General features: G+C 74.2%; 14 protein-coding genes. 8 read left to right on the plus strand and 6 right to left on the minus strand.

Going from position 1 to position 16,309, the window contains the following annotated elements; genetic code table 11:
- Nucleotides 1-24 precede the first annotated feature (24 nt).
- Together rodA and FLX07_RS16295 are read left to right on the plus strand one after the other, a co-directional pair.
- Entirely contained in the window at nucleotides 25-1,191 is a 1,167-nt protein-coding gene (gene rodA, locus FLX07_RS16290; protein WP_167748248.1) for a rod shape-determining protein RodA, read from the plus strand.
- A 15-nt stretch (nucleotides 1,192-1,206) separates the two neighbouring features.
- Nucleotides 1,207-2,250, plus strand: coding sequence for a DUF2293 domain-containing protein (locus FLX07_RS16295; RefSeq protein WP_142571612.1), 1,044 nt, complete (start codon nucleotides 1,207-1,209; stop codon nucleotides 2,248-2,250).
- Nucleotides 2,251-2,353: 103 nt separating this feature from the next.
- On the opposite strand, the gene FLX07_RS16300 is transcribed toward FLX07_RS16295, so the two are convergent.
- Together FLX07_RS16300 and FLX07_RS16305 are read right to left on the minus strand one after the other, a co-directional pair.
- A complete protein-coding gene (locus FLX07_RS16300) occupies nucleotides 2,354-3,256 on the minus strand; it encodes a serine/threonine-protein kinase (RefSeq protein WP_142571613.1) in 903 nt (300 codons plus the stop codon).
- Between the two features lie 107 nt (nucleotides 3,257-3,363).
- Entirely contained in the window at nucleotides 3,364-5,580 is a 2,217-nt protein-coding gene (locus FLX07_RS16305) for an N-6 DNA methylase (protein WP_142571614.1), read from the minus strand.
- Nucleotides 5,581-5,637: 57 nt separating this feature from the next.
- Here FLX07_RS16305 and FLX07_RS16310 point away from each other — a divergent pair, with 57 nt between their 5' ends.
- Complete coding sequence (locus FLX07_RS16310) at nucleotides 5,638-6,372, plus strand: PP2C family protein-serine/threonine phosphatase (protein ID WP_142571615.1); 735 nt, start codon at nucleotides 5,638-5,640, stop codon at nucleotides 6,370-6,372.
- An 85-nt stretch (nucleotides 6,373-6,457) separates the two neighbouring features.
- Here the strand turns inward: FLX07_RS16310 and FLX07_RS16315 are convergent, their stop codons facing one another.
- Both FLX07_RS16315 and FLX07_RS16320 read right to left on the minus strand, forming a co-directional pair.
- Nucleotides 6,458-7,207 carry an SDR family NAD(P)-dependent oxidoreductase gene (locus tag FLX07_RS16315; RefSeq protein ID WP_142571616.1) on the minus strand — a complete coding sequence of 250 codons (750 nt, stop codon included), beginning with the start codon at nucleotides 7,205-7,207 and terminating at the stop codon, nucleotides 6,458-6,460.
- 84 nt (nucleotides 7,208-7,291) lie between these two features.
- Nucleotides 7,292-7,861, minus strand: coding sequence for a CGNR zinc finger domain-containing protein (locus FLX07_RS16320; RefSeq protein ID WP_142571617.1), 570 nt, complete (start codon nucleotides 7,859-7,861; stop codon nucleotides 7,292-7,294).
- A gap of 72 nt (nucleotides 7,862-7,933) precedes the next feature.
- On the opposite strand from FLX07_RS16320, the gene FLX07_RS16325 reads away from it, so the two are divergent.
- The 3 genes from FLX07_RS16325 (at nucleotide 7,934) to FLX07_RS16335 (ending at nucleotide 10,688) form a co-directional block, all read left to right on the plus strand.
- Complete coding sequence (locus FLX07_RS16325; protein ID WP_142571618.1) at nucleotides 7,934-8,698, plus strand: class I SAM-dependent methyltransferase; 765 nt, start codon at nucleotides 7,934-7,936, stop codon at nucleotides 8,696-8,698.
- Between the two features lie 77 nt (nucleotides 8,699-8,775).
- The gene (locus tag FLX07_RS16330; RefSeq protein ID WP_142571619.1) at nucleotides 8,776-9,894 is read left to right on the plus strand and encodes an acetate/propionate family kinase; all 1,119 of its coding nucleotides are present in this window, start codon (nucleotides 8,776-8,778) and stop codon (nucleotides 9,892-9,894) included.
- Nucleotides 9,895-9,905: 11 nt separating this feature from the next.
- Nucleotides 9,906-10,688, plus strand: a complete 783-nt coding sequence (locus FLX07_RS16335) for a PhzF family phenazine biosynthesis protein (protein ID WP_142571620.1) — start codon at nucleotides 9,906-9,908, stop codon at nucleotides 10,686-10,688.
- 81 nt (nucleotides 10,689-10,769) lie between these two features.
- On the opposite strand, the gene FLX07_RS38435 is transcribed toward FLX07_RS16335, so the two are convergent.
- On the minus strand, nucleotides 10,770-11,879 hold the full coding sequence (locus FLX07_RS38435; RefSeq protein WP_268239503.1) for a carboxymuconolactone decarboxylase family protein: 1,110 nt from the start codon (nucleotides 11,877-11,879) through the stop codon (nucleotides 10,770-10,772).
- A gap of 95 nt (nucleotides 11,880-11,974) precedes the next feature.
- Between FLX07_RS38435 and FLX07_RS16345 the strand changes: the two genes are divergently transcribed.
- On the plus strand, nucleotides 11,975-13,246 hold the full coding sequence (locus FLX07_RS16345; RefSeq protein ID WP_142571621.1) for a sensor histidine kinase: 1,272 nt from the start codon (nucleotides 11,975-11,977) through the stop codon (nucleotides 13,244-13,246).
- Nucleotides 13,243-13,917 (plus strand): response regulator, encoded by a 675-nt coding sequence (locus FLX07_RS16350; RefSeq protein ID WP_142571622.1) that lies wholly within the window; start codon nucleotides 13,243-13,245, stop codon nucleotides 13,915-13,917. The genes FLX07_RS16345 and FLX07_RS16350 overlap by 4 nt, the downstream gene beginning before the upstream one ends.
- A 91-nt stretch (nucleotides 13,918-14,008) precedes the next feature.
- Here FLX07_RS16350 and metE read toward each other — a convergent pair whose 3' ends face one another.
- Nucleotides 14,009-16,297, minus strand: coding sequence for a 5-methyltetrahydropteroyltriglutamate--homocysteine S-methyltransferase (gene metE / locus FLX07_RS16355; protein WP_142571623.1), 2,289 nt, complete (start codon nucleotides 16,295-16,297; stop codon nucleotides 14,009-14,011).
- Nucleotides 16,298-16,309: the final 12 nt, after the last annotated feature.

The following is a 16,309-nucleotide window of genomic DNA, read 5'->3' on the forward strand; positions in this document are numbered from 1 at the left end:
GGCTCGACTCCTTGGAGGCGCGCGGTGACGGCGCTCGGCCCCCTGTCCGTACGGCTGCCGGCGAGCCGGACGACCAGGCGCAGGGCGTTGGCGCGCCTCGCCTTCTTCCCCGCCTGGGGGCTGGTGCTGCCCGCGGCCGCGTTGTCGGCGATCGGGCTGCTGCTCGTGTGGTCGGCCACCCGCGGCGAACCGGGCTCGACGCTGCCGCAGCGGCAGGCGCTCAGCGTGGCCATCGGCTTCGTGCTCATGTGGGCCGTCTCACGGATCGGCCTGCGGGTCCTGCGGGCCTACGTCCCGGTGCTCTACCTGCTCGGGCTGGCCGGGCTGGTCGCCGTGCTGACCCCGCTGGGCCGCACGATCAACGGCTCGCACGCCTGGATCGTGCTCGGCGACGGGCTGCAGTTCCAGCCGTCCGAGTTCGCCAAGGGGGCCACGATCCTCGCGGTCGCGACGGCGCTGGGCGAGCCGCGCGACGGCGAGCGCAGGCCGGGCGCCGGGGCCGTGCTGCTCGCCCTTGGCCTCGCCGCGTTGCCGGTGGGGCTGATCGCACTGCAGCCCGACTACGGCACCGCGCTCGTCTTCCTGGTGCTGACCATCGGAATGATCGTGGTGGCCGGCGCGCCCAAAAGGTGGTTCGCGGCGTTCGCCGCCGCCGGGGCCGCCGGGCTGCTCCTGGTGTGGCGGCTCGACCTCATCCGGCCCTACCAGCTCCAGCGCCTGATGGTGCTGGCCGACCCGGACGCCGACCCGATGGGCATGGGCTACAACGCCACCCAGGCCAGGATCGCGATCGGTTCCGGGGGCCTGCTCGGCAAGGGCCTGTTCCACGGCGAGCAGACGGCGGGCCACTTCGTGCCCGAGCAGCACACCGACTTCATCTTCACGGTCGCCGGCGAGGAGCTCGGCTTCCTGGGCGCCGCCTGCGTGATCCTGCTGATGCTCGCCCTGCTCTGGCGCGGCCTGTGGATCGCGGCCAAGAGCCCCTCGCCGTTCGGCAGGCCGGTGGCCGGTGGGGTGGTGTGCTGGCTGGCGTTCCAGACGTTCGTGAACGTGGGGATGACCATGGGCCTGCTGCCGGTCGCGGGGCTGCCGCTGCCGTTCGTGTCGTACGGCGGGTCGGCCACGATCTCCAGCCTGGCGGCCGTGGGGCTGCTGGCCGCCGTGAACCGGCGTACGCGCACGCCGGCATAGGGCAGTCTTGGAGGAATGCGCAGCAAGCTCGGCGGACGGGTGGCCCAGGCGGCGGAGATCGCCCTGGCCACCCGCAAGTACGTGACCCCGATCGACGTCCTCACCGGCCTGCGGTGGCTGCACGACCGCCATGTGGAGACCTGGCGGCAGGGCCGCGCCGACAGCCTGGAACGGCTGGCCGCCGTGGACACCGGCCGGATGGCCGAGGCCCTGTCGCATCTGCGCGCGTGGGCCCTGTCGCGCGATCTGGTGGAGAGCGAGGCGGTTTACACGGCGGGCACCCGCGACCGGCGGCCGCTGCGCTTCACGGCGGCGGGCGAGGAGGACCTGGAGCGCGCGTTCCGCGTCCACTGGCTGTCTCCGGAGCTGAGCGAGGCGCGGCGGCGGCAGATCACCGAACGGCACAGCAAGGCCCCCGACCTCGTGGCGGTCGCGCCACTGGATCCGTGGACCTGCGCCGACTGCGGGGAGACCGGGCCGTATCTGATCATGGAGGACGACCGGCCACACTGCCTGACCTGCGCCGACATGGACCACCTGTGCTTCCTCCCGGCGGGAAACGCGGCGCTGAGCCGCCGCGCCAAGAAGGAGAGCGGCCTGTCCGCGGTGGTGGTCCGCTTCAACCGGCGGCGCAAGAGATACGAGCGGCTGGGCGTCCTGGTCGAGGAGGAGGCACTGACGCGGGCGGAGGAGCAGTGCCTGGCCGACGAGGAGGCGCGGCTGCGCCGCCGCGAACGCGACCGCGAGCGCCGCGCCGACGAGGACGCCGAGTTCCAGACGAGGATGGCCGCGCAGATCCGCCGTCTGTTTCCCCGTTGCCCGGCCGAGCGGGCCGAGGCCATCGCCGCGCACGCCGCCGTACGCGGCAGCGGGCGGGTGGGCCGCACCGCCGCCGCCCGCGTGCTGGACGAGAACGCCATCACGCTCGCGGTGATCGCGAGTGTGCGTCACCTGGACACCGACTATGACGAGCTGCTGATGGCCGGGACGCCGCGGATGACGGCCCGCGAGCGGATCCGCCCCCGGGTCGAGGAGGTCCTGACGGCCTGGCGCGCGTGAGCTCGTCGAGCGGACCCTTGGCCGGCCGTGCGGGGGACCTCTCAGGGGCTCCCTTCAGTGGCCCTTCAGGAACCCCTTTCGGCGGGCCCTTTCTGCGGGCTTCTCAGCAGACGCGGCCGACCATCTGGGCGTACATGCGCCCGGGGCTGGGGACCGACGCCGGGTTGAGGAAGCCGGGCAGCGGGGGCAGGTCGACCGCGAACGGCTGCAGCCGTTCGAACAGCGTGTGCGCGTCGGGCGGCCGGTTGTCCGGCTCCTTCTCCAGCAGTTCGGCGATGAGACGGTCCAGCTCGGCGGGGACGCCGGGAACCCGGGGCGGCCGTTCCTTCACCTGCTTGTCGAACACGGCGTACTCCGTGGGCCCGGTGAACAGCTGGTTGCCGGTCAGCATCTCGTGCAGCACGCAGCCGAGGGAGTACAGATCGCTCTTCGGCCCGGCGACACCCCGCTGAATCTGCTCGGGGGACATGTACGCCGGAGTGCCGAGGATCTGCCCGATCCGGGTGAACTGCGCCGCCAATCCTGCGACGTCCGCCTCGCGCAGCATGGCGAGCCCGAAGTCGAGCAGCTTCACGCTGCCGTCCGGGCAGAGCATGAGGTTGGTCGGCTTGAGGTCGCGATGGCAGATCGACAACTCGTGGGCGGCGGTCAGCACGGCGCACGCCTGGGCGGCGATCGCCGCGGCCCACGGCACCGGCAGCGGGCCGTGCTCGCTCAGCAGATCGGCGACCGTCACACCGTCGATGAACTGCATGACCTGGAAGAGCCGCTGCTCGTAGGTGCCGAAGTCGTACAGCACGGGCGCGCCCGGATGGTCGAGCTTCGCGAGGATCCGCGCCTCACGGATGAAGCGACGCTGCAACTCCTCGTCCGGGCCGTCGGGCAGCCGCAGGAACTTCACCGCCACCTTGCGGTCGAGCCGCCGATCGTGCCCGCCGTACACGGCGCCCATGCCGCCCTGCCCCAGAGGGAGGTCGTCCAGCTCATACCGGTCGCCGATGACCATGCGCCCTCCAGTCGGCCTATCGGGGAAAAGCTACCGGATCCGCCCGCGACGTCGGGCTCGGCGGCCGGATGGACAGGACTCTCTCAGCCAGGAAGCTCCCGGCCGCGTCATCCACGAGGGCGGAGGCGTCCGTCGATCAGCCCCTCGACGCCGAGCCGCGCGAGCGCCTCCCCCATGGCGGCCACCTCGCGCAGGCCGTCCTCCAGCGCGAGCAGCCGCCGGAAGGCCGCGCCGTACGCCCGCTGAACGGCCAGGGGAAGCTGGGGGACGCGGGCCCGGCGGGCCTCCACGCGGCTGCTGCCCAGATGCGGCCGGCCGCCGCCCGCCGCGTAGCGCAGGAAACCGGCCAGGAACTCGGGATCCACCTTGCCGGGATCGACGCGGAAAAGGCTGAGATGGGGGCCCAGGACCGCCCCCTCCCCCGCAACCACCCGGGCGGTGACGGCCGACGCCACGACGTCTCCCGGTCGCACGACGACCAGGCCGGGGGCACGCGGGATCCGCCGCGACGGCGCCGTCCCGGCCGCGACGTCGTCGGCCGTCAGCACGGGCACACCACCCTCGGCCACCTCGCCGTCAGGGGCGTCGGCGGGCACACCACCTTCGCGCACGCCGCCCTCGGGAACACCGCCCTCGAGAACACCGCCCTCGCGCGCACCACCCTCGGGCACGCCACCCTCGGGCACCTCGCCGTCGGAGGCGTCGGCGGGTAGCGCCCGCAGCGTCGAGTGCCTGATGGTGACCAGCCCGGATCTGGCCATCTCGGCCACGGTCGCCCACGACGCGTCCCAGCCCGCCGCGCCGCCGGTGAGCACCTCCAGGTCGGGCACGTCGTCGGCCAGCGCCGCGATCGCGTACCGGAAGCGCTCCCTGTCCGCCGGAAAGCCCTGTGTGTCGACCCGGGGCGACAGGTGCCGCGCCGGGCTCACGTCCACCTCGTCGTCGAGGATGTCGATGATCCTGACCGTGCGGCCGCCAGGTGGCAGCTCGGCCTTCGCGAGGTGGGCCCGCCAGACCGCCTCGGCGGAGGCCGGGTCGTCCCCCGCGTCGGCCACCAGGATCGCGCCGGGCTGCCGCTCCCCGGGCTCGGGACGGCGCAGCAGCCACAGGTCGGGGCCTCCGGGCGCCAGCGTGAAGACCGCGCGCAACGCGCCCGTCCGCAGCAGGTTCGCCCGGACGCGGCGTCCCGGGCGGCGGCTCGCGGCGGCGCCCGGCATCAGGACGGCCACCAGCCCGCCGGGCCGCACGTGGGCCAGGCAGTGCTGCACCCAGGCCAGCTCCGGCTCACCCCGCGGGGGCATGCCGTACTGCCAGCGGGGATCGCCGACGAGGTCCTCGTGGCCCCAGGCCCGCTCGTTGAACGGCGGGTCGCACACCACCGCGTCCACGAGCGTGTCCACGAGCGCGTCCACGAGCCCGTCCCCCGGCGCGTTTCCCAGCGTGTCCGCCGGCCGGTCCGGAGAGAACGCGTCGTGCCGCAGCGCGTCCCCGGGGACGACCCGGGCGTCCCGCCCGCGCAGCAGCAGCCGCAGCGCCGCGAGCAGCGCGACCGTCTCGTTGGCGTCCTGGCCGAGCAGCCGCGCCTTGTCTCCCGCCCCACCGGCCCCGGCGGCGTCCAGCAGGAGCGTGCCCATGCCGCACGCCGGGTCGAGCACCGTACGCGCCCCCGGGCAGGCCAGCCGGGTCATCAGGGCGGCCACGTCGGGCCGGGTCAGTGCCAGCCTGCGGCTGTGCGCCTCGGCGTACCGCTCGCAGAGGAATTCGAACGTGCCGGCCGCGCCGTTCCGCTCGGCCATCCCGGCGACCAGCCGGAGCAGGCCGGGCTCGACCGGCGTCGTGTCCCCCGCGCGCCGGGGCAGGTCGGCGGTCGCCTCGGCCACCGCGCCCGGGAGCCGTGCGGCGAATCCGGGGGTGGCGGACAGCCGCTTCCAGCCGACGGGATCGCGGAGCGTGTAGAGCAGGAACGCCCCGACCTCACCCAGCACCTCGCCCAGGCGCAGGTCGTCGGCCGAGGCGCGCAGCCGCTGCCAGACGCGGTCGCCCTGGGACACCTCGAACGACTTGCCGTTCCTGCGCAGCCACGCCTCCACTTCGGGGAGCGAGAAAAGCGGGCTGGAGGCGGTACCTCCGACCGGTTGGGGGAAGTCCTCGTACCGGCGGCGCCAGTTGCTGACCGCGGCCCTGCCGACATCGGCGAGCCGGGCGATGTCACCCGCGTTCACGGTCGCTTCGACCGCCGCTTCGACGGCCGCCTCGAGCGGGCTCGCGGCGGCCGGGCGCGCCGTCGCGTCCGTCGTGTCGTCCGCCTGGGCGTCGTGGCTCATGGCACGAGCCTAGCACTGTGCTTGTGAAGTGACTCAACCAATGGTTTACTCAAAACCATGACGCACAACCGTATTCGGTACGCCGCTGGGTCGGATGTCGGGCGCTCGCGTGCCAACAACGAGGATTCGGTGCACGCCGGCGAGCGCCTGCTCGCCATCGCCGACGGGATGGGCGGACACGGACACGGCGAGGTCGCCAGTGCGGCCGTCATCTCCACACTGGCCAGGCTGGAGGACGGTCCGGCTCCGGCCGACCCCGCCGCCGTCCTCGCGGACGCCGTGCGGGAGGCGGGGCAGCACCTGGGTGACCTCGCCGCGCAGGACCCGGCGCTCGAACGGATGGGCACCACCGTCACCGCGATGCTGTGGGACGGGCACGGAAAGTTCGCCCTGGCCCATGTCGGCGACTCTCGGGCGTACATGCTGCGTGACGGCGCGCTCTACCAGATCACGCGCGACCACACCCTGGTGCAGTCGCTGGTGGACGACGGGCGGATGAGCCCCGACCAGGCCGCCCGCCATCCACGCCGTTCCCTGCTGCTGCGGGCGCTGGAGACCAGCGGCCTGGCCGAGCCCGACCTGTCGCTACGCGAGGCGCTCCCGGGCGACCGCTACCTGCTGTGCTCCGACGGGCTCACCTCCGTCCTCGAACCCGAGGCGCTGCACCACGTGCTCACCACCGTCGCCGATCCGCAGGAGACGGTCCACCGGCTCATCGAGCTGGCCAACGAGGGCGGCGGGCCCGACAACATCTCGTGCGTGGTCGCCGACGTCGAAGCCGCCGACGCCTGAGACCTCACCTTCCCGGCCCGCGAAAGCGCTCTTGTTCGCCTCGAGATTCCGCAGAATATGCCGAGCGGTGCGCCCCGGGCGGACGTCAGACGGCCCAGCCGCCGTCGACGTTGATCGTCGCGCCGGTGACGTAGCGCCCGCCGTCGCCCGCCAGGTGGGCCACGGTCTCGGCGATGTCACCGGGCTGCGCGTAGCGGCCGAGGACCGTCAGTCCCCGGACGGTGTCGGCCATGGGGCTGTCTGCCGGGTTGGAGGCCGTGTCGGTCGGGCCGGGGTTGACGAGGTTGACCGTGATGCCGCGCGGCCCGAGGTCGCGGGCGAGCCCCTTGGTCATTCCGGTCATGGCCGTCTTGCTCATGGCGTACAGGGCGAAACCCGGGAAGACGGTCCGCTCGGCGACGTTGCTCCCGATCGTGATGATCCGGCCGCCCTCGGTCATGTGGCCCGCCGCCGCCCGCGCGGCCAGGAACGGCCCGCGCACGTTGGCCGCGAGCGTACGGTCGACCTCGTCCGGCCCCAGATCCTCGATCGGCGCGACGTGGAAGACCGCCGCGTTGTTGACGAGGACGTCGAGCCGGCCGAACTCCGCGGCGGCCTCGTCCACGGCGGCGGCGACCGCCGGGGCGTCGCCGTTGTCGGCCCGGATGACCAGCGCCCGCCGGCCCATCGCCTTCACCTTCTCGGCCACGGCGGCCGCGCTGTCGTCGTCGCGCTCGTAGGTCAGCGCCACGTCCGCGCCGCGCTCGGCCAGCTTGAGGACGACCGCCGCGCCGATTCCCCGGCCACCCCCGGTGACCAGGGCCGCCTTGCCGTTCATGTCGTTGAGCTCGTTCATGGGGTCGAGCATGGCGACAACGGCGCCGGGAGGTCCGGCGGCGATCGGACCTGTCGTTCGGGCCCCGCGAGGCCCTGTGAGCGGTCAGGCGCCGCGCGCCCGGAATGCGGCCGTCTTGACCCGGTTCTGGCAGGCCGTGGAGCAGAAGCGGCGGGTGCCGTTGCGGGAGGTGTCCACGTACACGCGGTCGCAGTGCGGCGCGGTGCACACGCCGAGCCGGTCGTGCAGCTCGCCGCCGAGCACCACGGCGAGGCCGGTCGCGCAACTGGCCGCGTAGTTTCCGGCCAGGGTGCCGCCCGCGGCGTGGAAGTGCAGGTGCCAGGGCTCCCCGTCGTGCCGGTCGAGGTGCGGGCGCGCGTCGGTCTCCGCCAGCAGGCGGTTCACGGTGAGCGCCGCCGTGTCCACGTCGCCGCGCGTCACGGCCTCGAACACGCCGCGCAGCCGCCCGGCGACCTCGGCGAGCGCGTCCGCCTCCGCCTCGGTGACCGCGGGCGCCCGCCTGTCGCCGGCCGCGAGGACATCGGCGACCGCGGCGGCCCGCGCCTTTCCCGTGGGCGGCTCGTACGACCGGCCCCGTGCCTCACCTTCGGTCAGCGCGTTGACCAGGCCGACGGCGACCGCCACCACACCATCGGTGTGACTGTTGAAGTTCACTTGACCAGTTACACCTTTGCGCTCTACGTTTGTAACTGCCGAAAGCATACACGCCAGTTACAAGGAGACGGCATGCTCACGTTCGACGTGGCCACCCGGTGGATCGACCGTTGGGACCGCCAGCAGGAGGGCTACCTTCCCGACCGGGAGGAGCGCTTCACCGCGCTGATCGACGCCGTCGAGGCCGGCGTGGGCCGCCCGGACCCCCTCGTGATCGACCTCGGCTGTGGCCCCGGCTCGCTGTCGGCCCGCCTGCTGGACCGCCTTCCCGGGGCCAGGATCGTCGCGGTCGACGCCGATCCCCTGCTGCTGTCGCTCGCCCGGGCCGCGTACGGCGACCGCCACGGCCTGCGCCTCGCCGACCTGGACCTGCGCGAACCGGGATGGAGTCAGGCGCTCGGCCTCGACCGTCCGGCGGACGCGGCGGTGAGCACGACCGCGTTGCACTGGCTGGCCGAGCACGACCTGCGCGCCGTGTACGCCGAGCTCGCGGCCGTGCTGCGACCGGGCGGGCTGTTCCTCGACGGCGACCACTTCAGCTCCGAGGACACCACTCCTGAGCTGGCGCGCCTGGAGCGGGCCATTCACGAGAGCGAGGAGCGGCGGCGCTTCGCCGGCGGCCGTCCCGAGGACTGGCGCGAGTGGTGGGACGCGATCGCCGCCGACCCCGAGCTCGCCGGTGTCGCGGCTCCCCGGCCGGCCACCGCGGCTCACCACGGCTCGGAGTCGCTCCACCTGTCCACTCACGTCGAGGCCCTGCGCGCGGCGGGCTTCGCCGAGATCGGGACGCTGTGGCAGCGCGGCGACAACCGCCTGCTCTGCGCCGTGCGTCCCTGACCTCCCCGGCCCGCCGGTCTCCCCGACCGCCCTGTCCGGCGGGGTTTGCCCGCCGCGTCGCCGGAAAGACGGACGCCATGACACCGACCGTGCTCACCGTCAACGCCGGCTCCAGCAGCCTCCAGCTGCATCTGGTGCGGGACGGCCGCGTGCTGCGGGCCGAGCACAGCGAACACAGCCCGGACCCCGCCGAGGCGGAGCGTACGCTGACGGACTTCCTGTCCGAGGCCGGCGCCGACGTGACCGCGGCCGGTCACCGGCTCGTCCACGGCGGCGAGGCCGTCCGCGCTCCGACGGTCGCCGACGACGACGTGGTGGAGGCCGTGCGCGGATACGCCGGCCTCGCGCCGTCGCACGTGCCGCCCGCGCTCGCGCTGGTCGAGGCGGCCCGGCGGGTGCTGCCGTCCGTGCCGCACGTGCTGTGTCCCGACACCGCCTTCCACGCCGGGCTGCCCGCCGCCGCCGCGACCTACGCCCTGCCCGCCGGATGGCGGCGCCGCTGGGGCCTGCGCCGCTACGGCTTCCACGGGCTGTCGTACGCCTGGGCGGCCCGCCGGGCGGCCGAGCTGCTCGGGCGCCCGGCCGGAGAGGTCAACCTGATCCTCACGCATCTCGGCGGCGGCTGCTCGGTCTGCGCCGTGCGCGACGGCCGCAGCGTGGACACCTCGATGGGGTTCACGCCGCTGGAGGGCGTGCCCATGAGCAGGCGTTCGGGCAGCGTCGATCCCGGCATGCTCCTGTGGCTGCTGTCCGGCTCGCGCCTCACGCTGGAGGAGCTGCGCGACGGGCTGGAGCACGGCTCCGGCCTGCTCGGGCTCTCCGACGGCCTGTCCGGCGACACCCGCGACCTGGTCGCCTCGTCCGAGGAGGCCGCCGCCTTGGCGCTCGATGTGTTCGCCTACCGGGTGAGCCGGGAGATCGCCGCCTCGACCGCCGCCCTCGACCGGCTCGACGCGCTCGTGTTCACCGGCGAGATCGGCTGGGACCAGCCCGAGGTGCGCGAGGCCGTGTGCGGCAGGCTGTCCCTCCTCGGCGTCGAGCCGCCCGCCGTCGACGACGTGGACCGGGACGGCGTCGTCAGCCCGAGTGGCGCCCGCCTGCCGGTCCTCGTCGTACGGCCCCGAGAGGAGCTCCAGGTCGCCCGGGAGACCCTCGCCGCGCTCGGCCGTCCCGCCGGTGAAGGCGGGCGGCCGTAGAATCCGCAGGCATGCGCATCTTCACCGTGGACTCCTTCACCGACCGGCCGTTCCGGGGCAATCCCGCCGCGGTCTGCCTCCTCGACGAGACCGTGCCGGACGAGTGGATGCAGGCGGTGGCCGCCGAGATGCGCCATTCGGAGACGGCCTTCGTGCTGCCGCACGGCGACGGGCCGTGCTCGCTGCGCTGGTTCACCCCCGCCGTCGAGGTCGCGCTGTGCGGGCACGCCACCCTGGCGACCGCGCACGTCCTCTACTCCCTCGGGGAGTCGGGCCGGCTGGAGTTCGACACGAAGAGCGGCGTGCTCGCGACCGAGCAGGCGGACGGCGGGCTGATCGCGATGGACTTCCCGGCGAAGCAGGCCACCCCGTGCCCGCCGCCGGACGGCCTCGTCGAGGCTCTCGGCGTCACGCCGGTGTGGACCGGCCGCAGCGAGTTCGACCTGCTGGTCGAGGTCGCCTCGGCCGGGGAGGTCCGGGCCGCCGACCCCGACATGGCGCGGCTGGCCGAGGTCGATGCCCGGGGCGTCATCGTGACGGCGTCCGGCGAGGGCACCTCCGCCGACTACGTCTCCCGGTTCTTCGGCCCTCGGGTGGGCGTGCCGGAGGACCCGGTCACCGGTTCGGCCCACTGCGTGCTCGCGCCGCACTGGTCGGGCAGACTCGGCCGGGACGCGCTCGTCGGGGAGCAGGTGTCGAGCCGCGGCGGGACCGTGCGCACGACCCTGCGCGGCGACCGCGTCGAGCTCGCCGGGCACGCCGTGACCATCTGGTCCGGCGAGCTGGAGGTCTGACCTCCTCCCCCTGCGGTCGCCCGCTCGTCACCCCCGGCCGTACGCAGGTCCGCACGGGATCCTCGTCCCGGGCGCCCGGTGTCAGGAGACCGGCACGGCGAGGGCGGCCTCGATCCGCCGGACGGCGGTGATCGCCCCGAACGCCAGCAGCCGCACGAGGTCGGCGTCGGACCGTCCGCCCCCGGCCTCCCGCCAGGCGGCGACGTCGGCGTCGGTCACCCGATAGGGCGCGAGGGCGGCCAGCAGGGCGAGCCTGGCGGCCGGGCGCTGCGCGGGTGCGACGTCCTCCAGCGGACCGGCCGGCCAGCCGGACAACGACGGGTGTTCGCCGTCCCAGCCGGCGACGGCCTCCACGACCGCGTCCCTGGCCGTGTCGTCCAGCAGATGGCCTCCCTCCCCCGCCGCCGCCCGCAGCGCGGTGAACGCGGTCCCGGCGGGGGTGCCCGCCGCCCAGGCCGGGACCGGGCCCGACGGCAGCCCACGCAGCAGCGGCAGCGCCTCGCCCCGGGGCAGCCTGCGGCGCACCGTCCTGGCGAGGGCCCTGCCGCCGATGCCGCGTACGAGCCGGGACCGCTGCAGGCCGGCGGGCAGGAGGTCGTCGGTCAGCAGCGACGACACCATCCGGTTGATGAAGTGGAAGGCAAGGGCCGTGCCGATGTACTCGGCCGCGTGGCCGGGCGGACACGGCGGCGCCTGCCCCGAGGTGGCCGTGCCGGTGGCCCAGGCGAACAGCCGGGCGTGCTCCGGATCGGACGGCCTCTCCCCGCGCGCGACCGTCTCGGCCAACTCGTGCTCGCCGGTCGCGTGCAGGAGCACGGTGTGCGCGTCGACGCAGAACGGGCACTTGTTGGCGAGGGAGACCCCGGTGGCGACGACCTCCTTGGCCGCCCTCGGGGCCTGCCCGGCGAGCAGCGACTCACGCAGCATCGCCCAAGTGGAGGCGAGCACCTCGGGAGCCGGGGACAACGTCAGGAACAGTGGCATGCGGGCCATGCCGAAATCACTGGCGATCTGGGCGTAGACCTGGGCGATCAGCCCGGCCGCCGCATCCGTGGGCACCGGGGTCACATAGCGGTACGGCGTCGGCATCTCGGCCTCCTCATCGGTCGTGCTGTCATGGCGACCGATCCTGCCGGGCGCGGCCGCCCCCGTCGTCGTACGGCGGAAGGCGTTGCGAGCCGCTCCCGGCACGGCCACCAGGCGGCGGCCGTACTACGGCGGGAGTAGTGCGGGATCGGTCCGCCGGGAGGAGGCGGGGCGAAAGGGACTCGGTCTACCCTTCTGACATGGACGGTGATCGCGAACGGCAGGCGTCCCCCAGCCCATCGGCGTCCCCGGAGTCACCCCGGTTCTACGCCTCGGATGCCGCGATCGCGGCTGTCGTGGCGGTGCTGCTGGCGAGCGGCACCCTGCTTCCCGGCTCGCCGAACGACCCCGCGCAGGTGGGGGTGGTCGGCTATCTGCTTCTGGTGGGCGGGTCCGCCGCCCTGGCCGCACGGCGGACGGCGCCCGTGACGGCGCTCGTCGTCGCCGCGGCCTGCATGATGACCTACGCCCTGAGGGTGCAGCCCGAGACCGCGACCGCCTTCCCCCTCCTGATCACCGTGTTCTCCGCGGCCACCGCGGGACGGCGTCTGTGGGCGGCGGCGGTCAGCGCCGCCTACCTCGCCGGTGTCCTGCTGGTGGAGCTCTCGGATCTCGGCACGCGAACCCCGCGCGAGGTGGTGGACCGGATCGGCCTGCTGGTCGGCTGGTTCGTCGCCGCCAACGTGGCGGGGGTCGTCTCCCGGCAGCGGCGGGCGTACCTGCGTCAGGCCGAGCAACGCGCCGTCGAGGCGGAGCGCACCCGTGAGGAGGTCGCGCTGCGCCGCGCGGGCGAGGAGCGGCTGCGCATCGCCAGGGAACTGCACGACTCGCTCACCCACAGCATCTCGATCATCAAGGTGCAGGCCGGCGTGGCCGTCCACCTGGCGCGCAAGCGGGGCGACGACGTGCCGGCCGCGCTGCTGGCGATCCAGGACGCGAGTGCGGACGCCATGCGGGAGCTGCGCGCGACGCTGGAGGTGCTGCGCGAACCCGGCCCCGACGACGCGCCGGGCACGGCCCGGGCCGACAGGATCGGCGAGCTGGTCGAGCGGGCACGGTCGGCGGGCGTGCCGGCCACGCTGGCGATCAGCGGCACGCCCCGCACCCTGCCGCCCGAGGTCGACCTGGCCGCCTACCGGATCGTGCAGGAGTCGCTCACCAACGTGGCGCGGCACGCGGGCCCCGCCTCGACGTCCGTGCAGGTCCGCTACCTGCCCGACGCCCTCGTCGTACGCGTCGAGGACGACGGCGGGGGGCTGCCCGCCGCGACGACGCCACGACACGGAGCGGACGGGGCCTCCGGGACGGGCACCGTGGTCCGGGCCGAAGCGGTTCGCGTGGGCGTCGGACTCACCGGCATGCGGGAGCGGGTGGCCGCGCTCGGCGGGCGGCTCCAGACCGGTCCGGGGACGGACGGCGGTTTCACCATCCACGCCGAGCTGCCCTTGCCGATGACGGAGGGGGCGGCGTGATCAGGGTGCTGCTGGTGGACGACCAGGCGCTCATCCGGGCCGGATTCAAAGCGCTGCTCGACGCCGAGGACGGCGTGGAGGTGGTCGGCGAGGCGGGCGACGGCAGCCAGGGCCTGGCGCTGGCCGAGCGGCATGTCCCCGACATCGCGCTCGTGGACATCCAGATGCCGGTGATGGACGGCATCGAGACGACCCGCCGCATCGCCGCCGATCCCCGCCTGGCCGCCACCCGGGTGGTGATCCTCACCAACTACGGACTCGACCGCTACGTGTTCGACGCACTGCGTGCGGGCGCGAGCGGCTTCCTGCTCAAGGACACCGAGCCGGTGGAGCTTCTCCACGCGATCAGGGTCGCGGCGCGCGGCGACGCCCTGCTGTCCCCGGCGGTCACCCGGACGCTCATCAGCGAGTACGTCTCGCGCCCGCCGGACGCCGTGCCGACGACCGCTCTCGCCGAGCTCACCAACCGCGAACGGGAGGTCGTCGCCCTGGTCGCGCACGGCCTCACCAACGAGGAGATCGCCGCGCACATGGTGATCAGCCCGTTCACCGCCAAGACCCACGTGAGCAGGGCGATGACCAAACTCGGCGCGCGGGACCGCGCCCAGCTCGTCGTCTTCGCCTACGAGTCCGGCCTGGTGATCCCCCGCAATTCCGCCAAGCGCGGCTGACCCGTTCTCCCCGGCCTCGGGGACGCGGGGACGCGGGGACGCGGGGACGCGGGGTCGGGGTTCGCCTTTCGCCGCGCCGCCCTGACGAGGTTCAGGCGTGGCGCTCGCGCAGGCGGGCCGCCGCCTCGACCACGTGGGCGAGCGCCGCCTCGACCTGCTCGTACGAGCGGGTCTTCAGCCCGCAGTCGGGGTTGACCCACAACCGCTCGGCGGGCACCGTCCGCAGCGCCTCCGTGAGCAGGCGCTCCACCTCGCCGGCGCCCGGCACCCGCGGCGAGTGGATGTCGTACACACCGGGTCCCAATCCCCTGGGGAACGCGCCGACCGCGCCGAGCAGGCGCCCCCGCGAGCGCGCCGACTCGATGCTCGTGACGTCGGCGTCGAGGGCGTCGATCGCGGCGAGGATCTCGTCGGCGTCCGAGTAGCACAGGTGTGTATGGATTTGGGTGTGTTCGCTCACGCCGGAGGTGGCCCATCGGTAGGCCGCGACGGCCCACTCCAGGTAGGCGGCCTGCTCGGCGCGCCGCAGCGGCACCAGCTCACGCAGCGCGGGCTCGTCGACCTGGATGACGCGGACGCCCGCCTCCTCCAGGTCGCCCACCTCCTCCCGTACGGCGTCGGCGACCTGGAACACCACCTCGCGCAGCGGCAGGTCGTCGCGGACGAACGACCACGCCACGATCGTCACCGGGCCGGTGAGCATGCCCTTGACCGGCTTGCTCGTCAGCGACTGGGCGTACCTCGCCCAGCGGACGGTGATCGGCTCCGGCCGCCGCACGTCGCCGTGCAGGAGCGGCGGGCGGGTGCAGCGCGAGCCGTACGACTGGACCCAGCCGTGCCGGGTGACGGCGAAGCCGTCGAGGTGCTCGGCGAAATACTGCACCATGTCGTTGCGCTCGGGCTCGCCGTGCACGAGGACGTCCAGCCCCAGCCGCTCCTGCAGTGCGATGACCTGCTCGATCTCCGCGCGGACCATGCTCTCGTACGCCGCCTCGCCGATCTCCCCGGCCGCCAGGGCCGCCCGGGCCCGGCGCAGCTCGCCCGTCTGGGGGAAGGAGCCGATCGTGGTGACCGGGAGAAGCGGCAGCTTCAGATGCTCGGCCTGCGCCACGGCCCGTACGGCGTAGGGGGCGCGGCCCTCCGCCGTACGGGCCCGGGAGGCGCGCGGACGTCCGGGTGCGGCGGCGGGTCCGGGCAGGTGATGGCCGGGCGCGGGATGGCCGGGCGCGGGATGGTCGGGGGCGGCCGTGAGCAGAGCGGCCAGTTCGACCACCTCGGCGACCTTCTGCTCGGCGAACGCCAGCCGCTCCCGCAGCGCGGGATCGAGGCCGGTCTCCCGTTCGGCGTCGTAGGGCACGTGGAGGAGCGAGCACGACGTGCTCACCGTGACCCGCCCGGCGCGCTCCCGCGCGGCGTGCAGCGTGGCCAGCGCGCGGTCCAGGTCGGCGCGCCACACGTCCCGCCCCGACACCACGCCGGCGACGACCGTCTTGCCGGCCAGGGCGTCCACACCCTGGGCCGTGCCCCGGACGAGGTCCAGGCCGACGGCCTCGACCGGCGTTCCGGCCAGCACGGGCAGCGCGTCGCCGAGATCCCCGAAATAGGAGGCGACCAGCAGCGCGGGCCGGTGCTCCAGCCGCCCCAGCCGCCCGTACGCCGCCTCGACCGCGGCCAGTTCGGCGGGGGTGCGGTCGGCGACCAGGGCGGGCTCGTCCAGCTGCACCCAGCCGACGCCCTCCGCGGCCAGCTCGCCCAGCAGGCGCGCGTACACCTCGACCACGTCGTCCAGCCGGTCGAGCGGGGTGAACCCGTCCGGGCTGCCCAAGCTGTCCGGGCTGTCCGGGCTGCCCAGGCTGTCCGGGCTGCCGGGGGCGGCCTGCGACAGCAGCAGGAACGTCACCGGCCCGATCAGCACCGGCCGGGTCTCCAGCCCCAGCGCGCGGGCCTCGCGCACCTCGGCCAGCGGCTTGGCGGCGTCGAGCGAGAAGACCGTGTCCGGGCCGATCTCGGGAACGATGTAGTGGTAGTTGGTGTCGAACCACTTGGTCATGCGCAGCGGGGCGATCCCCTCGGCGCCCCGGGCCATCGCGAAGTAGGTCGCCAGGTCGTCGTCGTGCCGGTAACGCCCGGGCACCGCGCCCAGCAGCACCGCGGTGTCGAGCACCTGGTCGTAGTAGGAGAACGTGTTCGACGGCAGTCCCTCCAGGCCGAGCGCGGCGAGCCGCCGCCAGGTGTCCTCCCGCAACCGCCGCGCGGTCTCCTCCAGGTCCGCCCGGCCGGAACGCCCCTCCCAGTACGACTCCAGCGCCCGCTTCAACTGCCGATCCGGCCCGATCCGCGGATACCCCAGCACGGTCGATGCGGGAAAAGACGGCGTCATCACCACTCCTCA

This window comes from Microbispora bryophytorum (genome assembly GCF_006874465.1).
In the GTDB taxonomy this organism is placed as follows: domain Bacteria; phylum Actinomycetota; class Actinomycetes; order Streptosporangiales; family Streptosporangiaceae; genus Microbispora; species Microbispora bryophytorum.

Bases quoted from the DNA above. Each gene is read 5' to 3' on its own strand.
- FLX07_RS16330 (WP_142571619.1), top strand. From the start codon at position 8,776: ATGACACCGACCGTGCTCACCGTCAACGCCGGCTCCAGCAGCCTCCAG.
- FLX07_RS16345 (WP_142571621.1), top strand. From the start codon at position 11,975: ATGGACGGTGATCGCGAACGGCAGGCGTCCCCCAGCCCATCGGCGTCC.
- FLX07_RS16315 (WP_142571616.1), bottom strand. From the start codon at position 7,207: ATGAACGAGCTCAACGACATGAACGGCAAGGCGGCCCTGGTCACCGGG.
- FLX07_RS16295 (WP_142571612.1), top strand. From the start codon at position 1,207: ATGCGCAGCAAGCTCGGCGGACGGGTGGCCCAGGCGGCGGAGATCGCC.
- FLX07_RS16305 (WP_142571614.1), bottom strand. From the start codon at position 5,580: ATGAGCCACGACGCCCAGGCGGACGACACGACGGACGCGACGGCGCGC.
- FLX07_RS16310 (WP_142571615.1), top strand. From the start codon at position 5,638: ATGACGCACAACCGTATTCGGTACGCCGCTGGGTCGGATGTCGGGCGC.
- metE (WP_142571623.1), bottom strand. From the start codon at position 16,297: ATGACGCCGTCTTTTCCCGCATCGACCGTGCTGGGGTATCCGCGGATC.
- FLX07_RS16300 (WP_142571613.1), bottom strand. From the start codon at position 3,256: ATGGTCATCGGCGACCGGTATGAGCTGGACGACCTCCCTCTGGGGCAG.
- FLX07_RS16335 (WP_142571620.1), top strand. From the start codon at position 9,906: ATGCGCATCTTCACCGTGGACTCCTTCACCGACCGGCCGTTCCGGGGC.
- FLX07_RS16325 (WP_142571618.1), top strand. From the start codon at position 7,934: ATGCTCACGTTCGACGTGGCCACCCGGTGGATCGACCGTTGGGACCGC.